The sequence below is a fragment of the Rathayibacter sp. AY2B9 genome, from assembly GCF_002931595.1.
Taxonomy (GTDB): domain Bacteria; phylum Actinomycetota; class Actinomycetes; order Actinomycetales; family Microbacteriaceae; genus Rathayibacter.
Window position 1 is genome coordinate 1 of the sequence record NZ_PSUB01000020.1, and the last position, 13,989, is coordinate 13,989.

Sequence of the window (13,989 nt, forward strand, 5' to 3'; positions counted from 1 at the left end):
GGCGCCCGGCATCTGCACGACGCACGTGGGCGGCAGCGTCGGGTGGGTAGAAGGGGCAGCGCGCAGGCGACTGCGCACGCGTGCATCGCGGCCCGCCCGGCGCCCGTCGTCCCCCGCACGCTGAGCCTCGTCGGGATGATCCTCGGCATCGTCGGCCTGGTCATCACGCTCTTCGCCGCCGGCTTCGGCTTCCTGCTGTCGGCTCCGGCCGTCGTGCTCGGCTTCCTCGGACGCCGGCGCGAGCCGGCCGCGCGCGGCTTCGCGCTGACCGCGATCATCACCGGGTTCGCAGGCATCGCCGTCTCGCTGATCTACCTGGCGGTCTTCCTCGTCTTCGTCGTGGTGGCCCTCGCCGCCGGCACCTCCGGCTACTGAGCCGGCGCGGGCCGCTCGACGCGCTCCGCGAGCAGCGCGCGGTGGCGCCCGGCGATCCGCGTCAGGATCAGCACCGCGCTGCCGGTGCCGGAGAGGCCCAGCCGCTTGCGGAAGCGGGCGGGGTCGACGTCCACCCCGCGCTTCTTGATCTCGAGCACGCCGATGCCGCGGGTGCGCAGCTCCTTCGCCAGCGTGCGCTCGTCCAGCGGCAGCTCGGCGAGGACCCGGAAGCTGCGGAGGAAGGGCGAGGCGGCCGCATCGTCGCCCGTCAGGTAAGCGATGCCGGGCGAGAGCATCCGCGAGCCGCTGGAGCGCGCGAGCTCGCCCAGGAGGCGCGCGCGGATCGCGGAGCCGTCCGGCTCGTGCACGAACGCGCCGAGGGGGCCGACCTCCTCGTCCTCGCTGTCGCCCGCCGCGGTGAGCTCGGAGGAGCCGGTCGCGCCGAGCAGCAGAGCGGAGCGGCGCACGCCCGGGCGCGCCAGAGAACCGAACCAGAGCCCGGTCTCGACCAGCTCCCCGTCGACCGAGACCCACTGCGCCTCGGCGTCCCGCGGCAGGCGCTCGCGGTCGAAGCCGGGACCCACCTTCACGCCCACGGGACGGTGCTCGGCCAGGCCGAACGCGAAGTCGAGCGAGGGGGAGTAGTCGTCCGGATCGTCGAGCCGGCGGGTCTCGCGGTGGCCGGCCGTGCGGCGTGCCGGGTCCAGGTAGACGGCGTCGAAGCCGTCGAGGTCGAAGGCCTCGGCCGTCGAGTGCACGGCGCTCGCCGCGGGGAACGGGGCGAGGTTGAAGCTGGCCAGGGTCGCGGTGACCTCGTCGGCCTCGACGGCGGTGACCGCCAGGTCGATCGCGGCCATCGCGAGGGCGTCGCCGCCGATCCCGCTGCCGAGGTCGGCGACGCGCGCCGCTCCCGCAGCCGCGAACCGGCCGGCGTGCAGGGCGGCGACGCGCAGCCGCGTCGCCTGCTCGAGTCCGGCGTCCGTGAAGAGCATCGAGCGGGCGAACTCTCCGAACTTCGCCTCCGCCTTCTGCCGGAGCCTCGCCTGGGTGAGCACCGCGGCGACGAGGACGGGGGAGTGGCCGGCGGCCCGGAGTCGTGCCACGGCCCGCACCAGGTCGTCGGACCGGTAGCCGTCGAGGGAGTCGAGGAGCCGGAGGCCCTCGGGGGAGAGGAGCTCGACCAGCTCGTCGCGTCGCATCCGGCCATGGTAGGCCACGGCCTCCCGGCGGGTCCGCCGCCCCGCTTGGCACTCTGATTGCACGAGTGCCAGCGGAGCCCCTACGATGGATCTAGCACTCTCGGAGCGTGTGTGCCAGAACCGCGTTCCGCCCACATCGTCGTCAAGAAAGAGGTCAACCGTGTCGGTGTCCATCAAGCCGCTCGAAGATCGCATCGTCATCAAGCAGGTCGAGGCGGAGCAGGTGACCGCTTCCGGTCTCGTCATCCCCGATACCGCCAAGGAGAAGCCGCAGGAGGGCGAGGTCGTCGCCGTCGGACCCGGTCGCATCGACGACAACGGCAACCGCGTGCCGCTCGACGTCGCCGTCGGCGACAAGGTGATCTACTCCAAGTACGGCGGAACCGAGGTCAAGTTCGGTGGCGAGGACCTGCTGGTCCTCTCCGCTCGCGACGTCCTCGCGGTCGTCGTCCGCTAGGCAGCATCCCTCGGAAGGGCCCGTCGACCTCGGTCGGCGGGCCCTTCCGTCGTTCCCGGTCCTCCTCGCGACCAGTGGCCTGATCCGCCCGCTGCGGGGCCGTCCTCCCACCCCGCGCCTGCGTAGCATCGGGGGAGTGACCAGCTCCCGCACCCCTGCCGAGTCCGTCTCGCCGTCCCCTTCGGACGTGCCCGTCGGCGAAGGAGTGGAGGCGCTCGGAGCGGCGGGACGCCCGGGCGGGATGTCCGGCACGGGGCTGCTGTTCGCGTTCTCGGCCTACCTGCTCTGGGGTGCGATGCCCCTCTACTTCATCGCGATGGCGCCGGCCTCGCCGTTCGAGATCGTCGCGTTCCGGGTGCTCTTCTCGCTCGTCTTCTGCGTGATCCTGCTCACGGTCCTCCGCGGCTGGCGCTCCTTCGGCGCGCTGCTGCGCCGCCCCCGCCTGCTCGGCGTGATGGCGATCGCGGGCGTGCTCATCTACGTCAACTGGCAGGTCTACGTGATCGCCACGACCACGGGCCACGTCATCGAGGCGGCCCTGGGCTACTTCATGAACCCGCTGGTCACGGTGCTGCTGGGCGTCCTGGTGCTGCGCGAGCGCCTCCGGCCCCTGCAGTGGGCCGCGATGGGCGTCAGCGCGGTCGCGGTGCTGGTCATCGCGGTGGGCTACGGATCCTTCCCGTGGATCTCGCTCGCCCTCGCCTTCTCGTTCGGCCTCTACGGCCTGGTGAAGAGCCGCGTCGGCGGCACGGTGGACGCGGTCGGCGGGCTGACGCTCGAGACGCTCTGGCTGACGCCGCTCGCCGTGGTGCAGCTGGCGGTCGTCGGCTCCACGGTGGGGCTGACCCTGACGACGGAGGGGACGGGGCACGCCCTCATCCTCGCCTCGGCCGGGATCGTCACGGCCGTCCCGCTGCTCCTGTTCGCGGGCGCCGCCCGGCGCCTCCCGCTGTCGATCGTCGGCTTCGTGCAGTACCTGACGCCGTTCCTGCAGTTCCTCGTCGGGGCCTTCGTCCTGCACGAGGAGATGCCGCTCGAGCGCTGGATCGGCTTCGCGCTGGTGTGGGCCGCCCTGGCGATCTTCTCAGGCGACCTCGTCGCCGCGGAGCGCAGACGGCGCCGATCCTCCGTCTGATCTGCGGAACGCGTCGTCCTGGCGCGGCGCGACAGCGGAATGGTAACGATCCGGTCGCGAAACGTATTGGTAACACCCCTGTATTGTTCACGGCTGCTTCGGAGGTTAGGTTGGCCGAGCGGTTGCCACCGGCGCCGCTCCCACTGACACACACCTCTCAAGGAGCAACATGGGCGTTTACGCGAAGGCCGGCTCGGCCCGCGCGCGGTCCCTCCGGGCAACCCTCGGCGGCGTCGCCATTCTGGGCGCCAGCGCTCTCGTCCTCGCCGGCTGCGCCGGCGGCGGCGACAGCGGATCGAGCGGCGACAGCGGCTCGGGCGACCTGTCCCTCAAGATCGGCACGATCCTCCCGCAGACCGGCACCCTCGCCGTCCTCGGCCCGCCCGAGATCGCGGGCGTCGACCAGGCGGTCGTCGACATCAACGACGCCAAGGCCGGCATCACGATCGACGTGGAGCAGAAGGACTCGGGCGACACCACGACCGACATCGCGACGCAGTCGGCCACGTCCCTCATCGCCGACAACGTCTCCGCCATCATCGGCGCGGCGTCCTCGGGCGTCTCGAAGACCTTCATCGACCAGGTGACCCAGGCGGGCGTCGTCCAGATCTCGCCGGCCAACACCTCGCCGGACTTCACGACCTACGACGACGACGGCTACTACTGGCGCACCGCTCCCTCGGACGTGCTCCAGGGCCGCATCCTCGGCAACAAGATCCTCGGCGACGGCAAGACCAACGTCTCGATCCTGTACATGAACGACGCGTACGGCACCGGCCTCGAGAAGAACATCAAGGAGACCCTCGAGGCGGGCGGAGCATCCGTCGCGGCCGAGGAGATCTTCGAGCCGGCCTCGACCGACTTCAACTCGGCGCTGACCTCGGTCCTCGCCCCGAACCCCGACGCGCTGGTCGTCATCTCGTTCGACGAGATCAAGACCATCGCGGAGCAGCTCTCGGCCAAGGGCTTCGACTTCTCGAAGCTCTACGGCACGGACGGCAACTACGGCGTCATCGGCGAGTCCGACACCAACGTCGACATCGCCGGCGCGCAGTTCACCAACCCGGGCGTCCAGGCGTCCGAGGACTTCCAGGGCAAGCTGCAGTCGCTCGTCGAGTCGCAGGGCAACGACGCGCTGACCGTGTTCAGCTATGCGCCGGAGTCGTACGACGCCACGGTCCTGACCGCTCTCGCCGCGCTCCAGGGCAAGGCGACGGACGGTGCGACCATCCGCGACAACCTCATGTCGGTCTCGGAGGGCGGCACCAAGTGCACGACCTTCGCCGACTGCGCGAAGCTCATCGCCGACGGCGAGGACGTCGACTACGACGGCCTCTCCGGCCCGATCTCGTTCGACGAGAACGGCGACACCAGCGAGGCCTCGGTCTCGATCTACAAGTACGGCACGGGCAACACCACCTCCTTCGAGGAGACCGTCGAGGGTTCGCTGAACTGACGACGCGGTGACGCGGCTCCTGCCGCATCCCTGAGGGGCTCGGTCTTCGGACCGGGCCCCTTCGCCGTCCCCGGAGCGCAGAGCAGGAGACGCGCCGGTCGTGCGGACGCAGCGAGGCGCGGCGGTCGTCCGGGAGGGTGACCGCTGTCGGGTGCGGGCGGACGGCTCCGCGGCGTCCAGGGCCCGGCGTGGCGTCGAGGAGCCACCCGGGAGGAGGAGCGGCTCGGGCGGCCGGTGAACCCCTCCGAGCGCCTCTCCCGGCCTCGAGGGGGCGCCCTGCCGAACCGCGGGCGGGAGCGACGACGTCGAGCGGGAACGCAGAAGCACGCGCCCTCCAGTGGGAGGACGCGCGCTCGTGGAGTGCGGAGGGCCTAGGAGGCGCGGAGCAGCTCCGCCTCCTGCGCCAGGCGGTACGTGACGAAGGAACGGCTGTAGTTGCGGCGCTTGCCGCCGGTGGTCTCGGCGATGACGACCTGGGCGTAGACGCCGACGACGCGCCAGCGCTCGTAGTCGCCGATCGCACCGGTGCCGAAGCCGGCTCCGAGTTCCACAGGGGCGGGGGTGTAGCTCTTCATGGTCGGCTCCTTCGAGGCGGACGACGCGGCGCTCGAGACGCTGCGGGGAGGGGAGGAGATCGGCGACCGATCGCGGTCCCTACCGGGGGAGAGGGGAGCGGGACGTCCCCCTGCAGGGCTGTCCCGTGTCCCCAAAACTACGGCAGGAAGGGCGATATCCTGTCCCCCTCGTGGGGGTCGCCGAAGCGGAGAGAGTCTCGCTGTCCTGCCCTCGTCCCGCGGACAGGAGACCGAAGGTCCGGCCCGCCGTTCCGCCGACTTCCCGGGGGTTCGGCGGGCATCGCGGAGAGACCGGTGAAGGCCTGTCCACGCCGGGAGAGCGGCCCCCCCCGCCTCCCTTCTGCGGCACCCCGTGCCGGCGCGTCTCCGGGCACCGAGCCACCTGCCTTCCCGACCTGCTCCGAGTGGTCTCCAAGCGGCACGGCGCCCTGGGCGAGCGGCCCCGCCTCCGCCCCGGAGCCGCACCGGCCCCTCGGTCCCGCTCGCGCCCGCTCCGCGCCCCGGCAACGACGAAGGGCCCGCCGTCCGGAGACGACGGGCCCTTCGCAGCGGAGGTCAGCCGCCGACGGTCGGGGTGCTCGTGGTGACCTCGTTGGTCGTCGCGAGCGTGCCCAGGTAGAGCTCGATGACCTTCGGATCGTTCATCAGCTCCCGGCCCGCGCCCTCGTAGGCGTCGCGGCCCTGGTCGAGGACGTAGCCGCGGTCGCAGATCTGCAGCGCCCGCCGCGCGTTCTGCTCGACGATCATGATCGAGACGCCCGCGCGGTTGATCCGCTGCACGTTGACGAAGGTCTCGTCCTGCCGCATCGGGGACAGGCCGGCGCTGGGCTCGTCGAGCAGCAGCATCGACGGGTCCATCATCAGAGCCCGCGACATCGCCACCATCTGGCGCTCACCGCCCGAGAGCGACCCCGAGCGCTGCTTGAGCCGCTTGCTGAGCTCCGGGAAGAGCTCGGTGACGAACTCGAGCCGCTCCTTGTACAGCTTCGGCTTCTGGTACATGCCCATCTCGAGGTTCTCCTCGATGGTGAGCGACGGGAAGACGTTGTTGTTCTGCGGCACGAAGCCCACGCCCTTGGACACCAGCTTGTCGGCCTTGAGGCCGGTGATGTCCTCGCCGTTCAGCAGGACGGTGCCCTGGCGGATGTTGACCAGGCCGAACATCGCCTTCAGCAGCGTCGACTTGCCGGCGCCGTTCGGGCCGATGATCCCGACGAGCTCGCCGCGCTTCACGTAGACGTTCGAGCCGTTGAGGATGTTGACCCCCGGCACGTAGCCCGCGTGCAGATCGTGCGTCTCGAGGGTGTTCGGAGTCGTCGTGTCGGCGGTCATCTCTCGTCCTTCTCGAATTCGACGGCCGGGGCGTCGGTCGTCGGGGCGACGCTCGTCGGCGCGGAGGCCGACGGGGACGCCGTTCCGGCCGCCGGAGCGTCGTGGCCGGGCGTCGGGATGCCGGCCTGCTCCGCCTGCCGCTCCACGTCCTCGCGGACGAGGTCGGAGTCCATCTCCTCGGCGATCTCGAGCTGGCCCTCGATCGTGCCCAGGTCGGTGTCGTGGTGCGCGCCGAGGTACGCGTCGATGACGGCCGGGTCGTTCATCACGGTCGAGGGCGGGCCCTCGGCGACGACCTTGCCCTCGGCCATCACGATCACCCAGTCGGCGATCGTGTTGACCATGTGCATGTCGTGCTCGACGAAGAGCACGGTCATGCCCTCGTCCTTCAGGTTCACGATGTGACCCAGGAGCGACTGCGTCAGCGCCGGGTTCACGCCGGCCATCGGCTCGTCGAGCATGACGAGCTCGGGCTCCGACATCAGCGCCCGCGCCATCTCGAGCAGCTTCTTCTGGCCGCCCGACAGGCTCGACGCGTAGTCGTCCCGCTTGGTGTCCAGCTTGAACTTCTCGAGCAGGCGGATCGCGCGCTGCTCGATCGAGTCCTCCTCCTTCGACCACAGCGGGCGGATGAGCGAGGTGAAGATGTTCTCGCCCTTCTGCCCCTTCGCGCCGAGCAGCATGTTCTCGAGCACCGTCATGCCGCCGAGCGCCTTGGTGAGCTGGAACGTGCGCACCATGCCCATCCGCGACACCCGGTAGGCCGGGACGTTGGCGAGGTTCTTGCCCTTGAAGTTCCACTTGCCGGTGTTGGGCTTGTCGAAGCCCGTCAGCAGGTTGAAGAACGTGGTCTTGCCGGCCCCGTTCGGGCCGATCAGGGCGGTGATGGATCCGCGGGGGATCTCGAGGTGCTCGACGTCGACCGCGGTCAGGCCGCCGAAGCGGCGGCTGACGTTGTCGGCGACGACGATGGGGTCCTTCTTCCTGACCCCGGGGACGATTGCTTCCTCGGTGATGTCCGAGACCGGCGTCTTAGGCAAAGTGCAGATCCTTCTTCTTGCCGAAGATCCCCTGGGGTCTGAAGATCACCAGGAGCATGAGGGCTACCCCCACCACGATGAACCGGATGGGTCCGGTCTGCACGGTGGTGAGGCGGATGAGGTCGTTGTTGAGGACCCCGGTGTCGATCCCGAGCGTGAGCAGTCCGTCGGTCAGACCGAGGACGACCCAGAAGATGATCGAGCCGACGACGGGTCCGAAGACCGTCGCGGCGCCGCCCAGCAGCATGATCGTGTAGAGGAAGAACGTGAGCTGGGTGCCGTAGTTGTCGGGCTGGAGCGAGCGGGGGAGGATGAACAGCGCTCCTGCGAGGCCTCCGAGCACGCCGCCCAGGATGAGCGCCTGGATCTTGTACGAGAAGACGTTCTTGCCGAGCGAGCGCACGGCGTCCTCGTCCTCGCGGATGCCCTTGATGACGCGGCCCCAGGGGCTGCGCATCAGGAGGAACACCAGGAGGCAGGCCAGGAGCACGAGGCCCCAGCCGACGATCCGCACCCACCACTGGTCCTGGCTGTAGGTGAGCACGCCGATGCCCCAGCGGCCCTCGGGCAGCGGGTTGAGGTCGTTGAACGCCTTCGCCGCGCCGTTGATGCCCTCCGAGCCGCCGGTGATCGCCGAGAACTCGGGGGTCTTGACCGAGAGCCGGATGATCTCCGCCGCCGCGATCGTCACGATCGAGAGGTAGTCGGCCCGCAGCCGGAGCGTCGGGATGCCCAGGATGAGCGCGAAGACGGTCGCCGCGACGATCGTCGCGAGGAAGGAGCCCCAGACGGGCCACTCGAACTTGACCGAGGTGATGGCGAAGGCGTAGCCGCCCACCGCCATGAAGCCGGCCTGTCCGAAGTTGAGCAGCCCCGTGAATCCGAAGTGGATGACCAGGCCGATGGTCGCCAGCGCGTACGCGGCGACAGTGGGATCGACGATCTGCCCGATCGCCAGCCAGATGAAGTTGAGGTTCATGGTGTCCTAGCCGATCCGTTCCTTGCGGCCCAGGATTCCCTGCGGCCTGACCAGGAGGATGATGATCATGAGAACGAGCGGAGCCACGTACTTGAGGTTCTCCGGGATCCAGATCGTCGAGATGTTCATCATCAGTCCGATGATGAGCGAGCCGACCAGCGCGCCGTAGGCGGAGCCGAGTCCGCCGAGCGTGATCGCCGCGAAGATCAGCAGCAGGATCGACGCTCCCGTGTCCCAGCGCAGCGACTGGTAGTAGCCGATGTAGACGCCCGCCAGCGCGGCGAGAGCGCCCGACATCACCCAGACGACGCGGATGACGCGCTCGACGTTGATGCCCGAGGCGGAGGCGAGGGCCCGGTTGTCCGAGACCGCCCGCATCGCCTTGCCGATCTTCGTCTTCGTGAGGACGTAGGCCACGGCGACGATGCAGACGACGCCGACGACGGCGCCGACGATGTCGGTGAACTTCAGGCTGATCCCGAGCTCCGGCACCGTGAAGAACGGAGCGGTGCTGTTGGGGAGCGAGAGCCGGTCGGCTCCGAAGAAGAAGACGAACACGTAGCGCAGGGCCAGCGAGAGGCCGATCGTCACGATCATCAGCGGGATGAGCTGGATGCCCTTCTTCCGCAGCGGCTTCCAGAGCAGCCCGTCCTGGACGAAGCCGAAGGCCCCGCCGAGGATCACCGCGATCGGGATGGCCAGCAGCGCCGGGAGTCCGAAGACCCCGGAGAAGAGGTACGCCATCAGCGCGCCGAAGGTGACCAGCTCGCCGTGGGCGAAGTTGTTCAGGCCGGTCACGCCGTAGATCAGCGAGGCGCCGATCGCCGCGAGGGCGATCAGGAGCCCGAAGATCAGGCCGGTGACGACCTTCGGCCAGAAGATGATCCAGAACGTGTCGGCCGACACCGGCTGGTTCACCGCGTTGGACGTCCCGTCGGGGTTCGTCGCGTCGTTGCCGGTCGTGCCCTCGGTCGCGGGGCTCGTCGGAGCCGCGGAGTCCGTCGGGACCGGGACGGTCGCTCCGGAGCCCTTCGGGTTGGCCGTCGAGACGATGAAGTTCACGATCTGGTTCTGCGAGGCGACGATCTTCACCTGCTTCGGGTTCTGACCCGCGGCGGGGTAGCCCTTGTCGGCGGGCAGGGACTCCTCGTCGACGGTCACCGTGTAGGTGCCCGCGGCGTCGAGGGGGAACGTGGCCCGGCCGTCCTCGCCGGTGGTCACGGTCGCGGAGGCGTCGCCGCCGATCTCGACGGTCACCCCCGTCAGGTTCTCGTTCGTCCCCTGCACGCGGACCCAGGCGATGATCGACTGGTCGGCGGTGGTGGCGGCGAGTGCGGCGGGGGCCGCCGCGGCGATCCCGGTGAGGGTCGCGGCGAGCAGACCCAGGGCCAGGAGCCGGTCTCGGAGCCTCGGGCGTCTCCTATCCACGGGGCGCCTCCCGGTCCGTCGGATGCAGGGTCGTCGAGCGCTGGCGGCGCATCGAACGGCTGGCTGTGAGCAAGACGTCTACCTCTCGTCAGGGTGCACAGACGGATGGGGTCTCCGGGCACGCCCGAATCGCCGTCGTCAAACAACGTTGGTTGACCATACGTTCCGCATGTGTCGGCGGTGTTTCACCGTCCGCACTTACGCGTGACGACATTATGAGGGAGAGGAGAGCGCTCCAGCGCCCATCCGCGGCCCGGCGGCCGCGCCGTCGAGGAATACCGCGAGCCTCACGGCGCTTAAGATCGAACAACCGTGGCGCTCGTGAGCGGACTCCTCCCGTCCTCTCCGGGCTCCCGCACTCGACCTGCTAAGGGGCATTGATGGACCAGCCGGATCCCTTCGGATTCCTCGGACTCACCTACGACGACGTCATGCTCCTCCCGGGGCACACCGACGTCATCCCGAGCGAGGCCGACACGGCCTCCCGTCTCACCAAGCGCATCAGCGTGGCGACCCCGCTGCTCTCCGCGGCGATGGACACCGTCACCGAGGCGCGCATGGCGATCGCGATGGCCCGCCAGGGCGGCCTCGGCGTCCTGCACCGCAACCTCTCCATCGCCGACCAGGCCGACCAGGTCGACCGGGTGAAGCGGAGCGAGTCGGGCATGGTCTCGAACCCCGTCACCACCACCCCGGACGCCACCGTCGCCCAGGTCGACGACCTCTGCGGCCAGTACCGGATCAGCGGCCTCCCCGTCGTCGACTCCACCGGCGTGCTCGTGGGCATCATCACCAACCGCGACATGCGCTTCGTCTCGCCGTTCGAGAAGGCGACCACGCTCGTCCGCGACGTGATGACCAGCACCGGTCTGATCACGGGACGCGTCGGCATCCCCGACAGCGAGGTCATCGCCCTCTTCGCGCAGCACAAGATCGAGAAGCTGCCGCTCGTCGACGCGCAGGGCAAGCTCGCCGGCCTCATCACGGTCAAGGACTTCGACAAGTCGGAGCAGTACCCCAACGCCACGAAGGACGACGAGGGCCGCCTGCGGGTCGGCGCCGCGATCGGCTTCTTCGGCGACGCCTGGCAGCGCGCCACCGCCCTGCTCGACGCGGGCGTCGACGTGATCGTCGTCGACACCGCCAACGGCGACTCCGCCGGCGTGCTCGACATCATCCGCCGCCTGAAGTCCGACTCCGCGTTCGCCGGCGTCGACGTCATCGGCGGCAACGTCGCGACCCGCTCCGGGGCGCAGGCCCTCGTCGACGCGGGCGCCGACGCCATCAAGGTCGGCGTCGGCCCCGGCTCGATCTGCACCACCCGCGTCGTCGCCGGCGTCGGAGTCCCGCAGGTCACCGCGGTCTACGAGGCGTCCCTCGCCGCGCGCGAGTCCGGCGTGCCGGTGATCGCCGACGGCGGCCTCCAGTACTCCGGCGACATCGCCAAGGCGCTCGTCGCCGGCGCCGACACCGTGATGCTCGGCTCGCTCCTCGCGGGCTGCGAGGAGAGCCCCGGCGACCTCGTGTTCCAGAACGGCAAGCAGTTCAAGACCTACCGCGGCATGGGCTCCCTCGGCGCCCTGCAGACCCGCGGCGAGCGGACCTCCTACTCGAAGGACCGCTACTTCCAGTCCGACGTGCCCACCGACGACAAGCTGATCGCCGAGGGCATCGAGGGCCAGGTGCCCTACCGCGGCCCGCTCGCGAACGTGGCGTACCAGCTCGCCGGCGGGCTCCGCCAGTCGATGTTCTACGTCGGAGCGCGCACCATCCCCGAGCTGAAGGAGCGCGGGAAGTTCGTGCGCATCACGGCGGCCGGGCTGAAGGAGTCGCACCCGCACGATGTGCAGATGGTGGTGGAGGCGCCGAACTACCGGCGCTGAGGGGTCTGGTGGGGGCCGGCGGCGGATCGGGATCGCGGCCCCTCTGCCCGATGGGCCTGCGGCCCATACGCCCACCACGCCGGAGGGGCCGCGATCCCGATCCGCCGCCTCCCTCCGGGAGACGAGCACCGATTCTCGGCTGAGGGGCGGGGGACGCAGCGCGAGCGGCGCGGGGCGCCGCCGCGACTGCGGGGGGAGGCTTCCGCCTGTGCCGACGGGGGAGTGGTCGTGCGCCGCGCGCGAGCGCGACGGAGTGGGGACGGGCTTCCCGCGTTGCAGCGAATCGTGGTGGCGGCCGCGCTGGCTCCACCTGCTGGTGGTGTGCGCCCGCTCGCGTCGATCGCGGCCTGGTGCGGAGCCCGGTGGGAGCGGTGACCGACGATCGTTCCGCCGGATCGTCGAGGCGCGGGCGTACGCCTCTGCGGAAAGTGGCCACTCGCCCGGGCCGATCGCGGGCAAGCGATCAGGGCGTCCCGTGCAAGGTGGGAGAGATGACCGGCTATCCGCTTTCCAGCGGATCGGCGTAGCGCGGACGTAGGCCGCTCTGTGGAACGCGACCGCCCGCTCGGGCCGACCGCGGGCGGGCGGCGAGCGGAGCGAGGAGCGAGCCACGGCTGATACCGCTCAGCGGTGACCGGCGGTCCGCGTGCGAGCGGATCGGCGTAGCGCGGACGCGTGACGCTCTGCGGAACGCGACCGCCCGCTCGGGCCGACCGCGGGCGAGCGGCGAGCGGAGCGAGGAGCGAGCCACGGCTGATACCGCTCAGCGGTGACCGGCGATCCGCGTGCGAGCGGATCGTCGTAGCGCGGACGCGGGACGCTCTTGGGAACGCGACCGCCCGCTCGGGCCGACCGCGGGCGAGCGGCGAGCGGAGCGAGGAGTGAGCCACAGTAAACTCTGCGTCATGGAGATCGAGATCGGGCGCGCCAAGCGCGCCCGCCGCGCGTACGCCTTCGACGACATCGCCGTCGTCCCGAGCCGCCGGACGCGCGACCCCGAGGTCGTGTCGGTGAAGTGGTCGATCGACGCGTACCAGTTCGCGACGCCGATCCTCGCCGCGCCGATGGACTCGGTGGTGTCGCCGGCGACGGCGATCCGGCTCGGGCATCTGGGGGCGCTGGGCGTCCTCGACCTCGAGGGTCTGTGGACGCGGTACGAGGACCCGGAGCCGCTGCTCGAGGAGATCCGCCGGCTTCCGGCCGAGACCGCGACGCAGCGGATGCAGGAGATCTACTCCGCTCCGATCCGCCCCGAGCTGGTGACCGCGCGCCTGGCCGAGATCCGCGCCGCGGGCGTGACCGTCGCCGGGGCCCTGTCGCCCCAGCGGACCGCGGAGCTGTACCAGACCGTCGTCGACGCCGGGGTCGACGTGTTCGTCATCCGCGGCACGACCGTCTCGGCCGAGCACGTCTCGCGCGACACCGAGCCGCTGAACCTCAAGAAGTTCATCTACGAGCTCGACGTGCCCGTCATCGTCGGCGGCGCCTCCACCTACACCGCGGCCCTGCACCTCATGCGCACGGGCGCCGCGGGCGTCCTCGTCGGGTTCGGCGGCGGTGCCGCCTCCACCACCCGCACGACGCTCGGCATCCAGGCTCCGATGGCGACCGCGGTCGCCGATGTCGCCGGCGCTCGCCGCGACTACCTCGACGAGTCGGGCGGACGCTACGTGCACGTCATCGCGGACGGCGGCCTCGGCACCTCCGGCGACATCGTGAAGGCCGTCGCGGTGGGCGCGGACGCCGTGATGCTCGGCTCGGCGCTGGCCCGCGCGACCGACGCTCCCGGCGGGGGCTGGCACTGGGGCGCGGAGGCGCACCACCCGCAGCTGCCGCGCGGCCGCCGCGTCGAGGTCGGCACCGTCGGCACCCTCGAGCAGGTCCTCTACGGCCCGGCAACCGGCGCCGACGGCACGGCGAATCTCATCGGCGCCCTGCGCCGCTCGATGGCGACGACCGGCTACTCCGACCTCAAGGAGTTCCAGCGGGTCGAGGTCGTCGTCGCGCCGTACCAGCCCAGCTGACGCTCACCGACCGAGGCGATCCTGACCGTCGAGGCCGCCGCGAACAGCGGGCTCCCTCGACGGCCCGGGGGTAACTGGACGCGGCGGACGCCGGCGCGGGTCGGCC

General features: G+C 70.6%; 12 protein-coding genes. 6 read left to right on the top strand and 6 right to left on the bottom strand.

The window, feature by feature from the left end:
• The first annotated feature begins 135 nt into the window (after nucleotides 1-135).
• Nucleotides 136-375: a hypothetical protein gene (locus C5C25_RS14810; protein WP_104251054.1), complete on the top strand. Its 240-nt coding sequence runs from the start codon at nucleotides 136-138 to the stop codon at nucleotides 373-375.
• Here C5C25_RS14810 and C5C25_RS14815 read toward each other — a convergent pair.
• Nucleotides 369-1,574 (bottom strand): SAM-dependent methyltransferase, encoded by a 1,206-nt coding sequence (locus C5C25_RS14815; protein ID WP_104251055.1) that lies wholly within the window; start codon nucleotides 1,572-1,574, stop codon nucleotides 369-371. The two genes, C5C25_RS14810 and C5C25_RS14815, sit on opposite strands and share 7 nt — an antisense overlap.
• Nucleotides 1,575-1,734: 160 nt before the next feature.
• Here C5C25_RS14815 and groES point away from each other — a divergent pair, with 160 nt between their 5' ends.
• The 3 genes from groES to C5C25_RS14830 all read left to right on the top strand — a co-directional run bounded on the left by groES (nucleotide 1,735) and on the right by C5C25_RS14830 (nucleotide 4,622).
• Entirely contained in the window at nucleotides 1,735-2,031 is a 297-nt protein-coding gene (gene groES, locus C5C25_RS14820; RefSeq protein ID WP_097167691.1) for a co-chaperone GroES, read from the top strand.
• Between the two features lie 241 nt (nucleotides 2,032-2,272).
• Nucleotides 2,273-3,166, top strand: coding sequence for an EamA family transporter RarD (gene rarD, locus C5C25_RS14825; RefSeq protein ID WP_104224726.1), 894 nt, complete (start codon nucleotides 2,273-2,275; stop codon nucleotides 3,164-3,166).
• Nucleotides 3,167-3,335: 169 nt separating this feature from the next.
• Nucleotides 3,336-4,622 (top strand): ABC transporter substrate-binding protein, encoded by a 1,287-nt coding sequence (locus C5C25_RS14830; protein WP_104234163.1) that lies wholly within the window; start codon nucleotides 3,336-3,338, stop codon nucleotides 4,620-4,622.
• A 371-nt stretch (nucleotides 4,623-4,993) separates the two neighbouring features.
• Here the strand turns inward: C5C25_RS14830 and C5C25_RS14835 are convergent, their stop codons facing one another.
• From C5C25_RS14835 to C5C25_RS14855, 5 genes are all read right to left on the bottom strand, one after another.
• Entirely contained in the window at nucleotides 4,994-5,197 is a 204-nt protein-coding gene (locus C5C25_RS14835) for a hypothetical protein (protein ID WP_104234164.1), read from the bottom strand.
• A 555-nt stretch (nucleotides 5,198-5,752) separates the two neighbouring features.
• Nucleotides 5,753-6,529 (bottom strand): ABC transporter ATP-binding protein, encoded by a 777-nt coding sequence (locus tag C5C25_RS14840; protein WP_104224729.1) that lies wholly within the window; start codon nucleotides 6,527-6,529, stop codon nucleotides 5,753-5,755.
• On the bottom strand, nucleotides 6,526-7,569 hold the full coding sequence (locus C5C25_RS14845) for an ABC transporter ATP-binding protein (RefSeq protein WP_104251056.1): 1,044 nt from the start codon (nucleotides 7,567-7,569) through the stop codon (nucleotides 6,526-6,528). Before C5C25_RS14845 ends, C5C25_RS14840 begins: the two co-directional genes overlap by 4 nt.
• Nucleotides 7,562-8,548, bottom strand: a complete 987-nt coding sequence (locus C5C25_RS14850; protein WP_104224731.1) for a branched-chain amino acid ABC transporter permease — start codon at nucleotides 8,546-8,548, stop codon at nucleotides 7,562-7,564. Before C5C25_RS14850 ends, C5C25_RS14845 begins: the two co-directional genes overlap by 8 nt.
• Before the next feature lie 6 nt (nucleotides 8,549-8,554).
• The gene (locus tag C5C25_RS14855; protein ID WP_104224732.1) at nucleotides 8,555-9,976 is read right to left on the bottom strand and encodes a branched-chain amino acid ABC transporter permease; all 1,422 of its coding nucleotides are present in this window, start codon (nucleotides 9,974-9,976) and stop codon (nucleotides 8,555-8,557) included.
• A 380-nt stretch (nucleotides 9,977-10,356) separates the two neighbouring features.
• On the opposite strand from C5C25_RS14855, the gene guaB reads away from it, so the two are divergent.
• Together guaB and C5C25_RS14865 are read left to right on the top strand one after the other, a co-directional pair.
• Nucleotides 10,357-11,859 carry an IMP dehydrogenase gene (gene guaB, locus C5C25_RS14860; RefSeq protein WP_104224733.1) on the top strand — a complete coding sequence of 501 codons (1,503 nt, stop codon included), beginning with the start codon at nucleotides 10,357-10,359 and terminating at the stop codon, nucleotides 11,857-11,859.
• Between the two features lie 905 nt (nucleotides 11,860-12,764).
• The gene (locus C5C25_RS14865; protein WP_104224734.1) at nucleotides 12,765-13,883 is read left to right on the top strand and encodes a GuaB3 family IMP dehydrogenase-related protein; all 1,119 of its coding nucleotides are present in this window, start codon (nucleotides 12,765-12,767) and stop codon (nucleotides 13,881-13,883) included.
• Nucleotides 13,884-13,989: the final 106 nt, after the last annotated feature.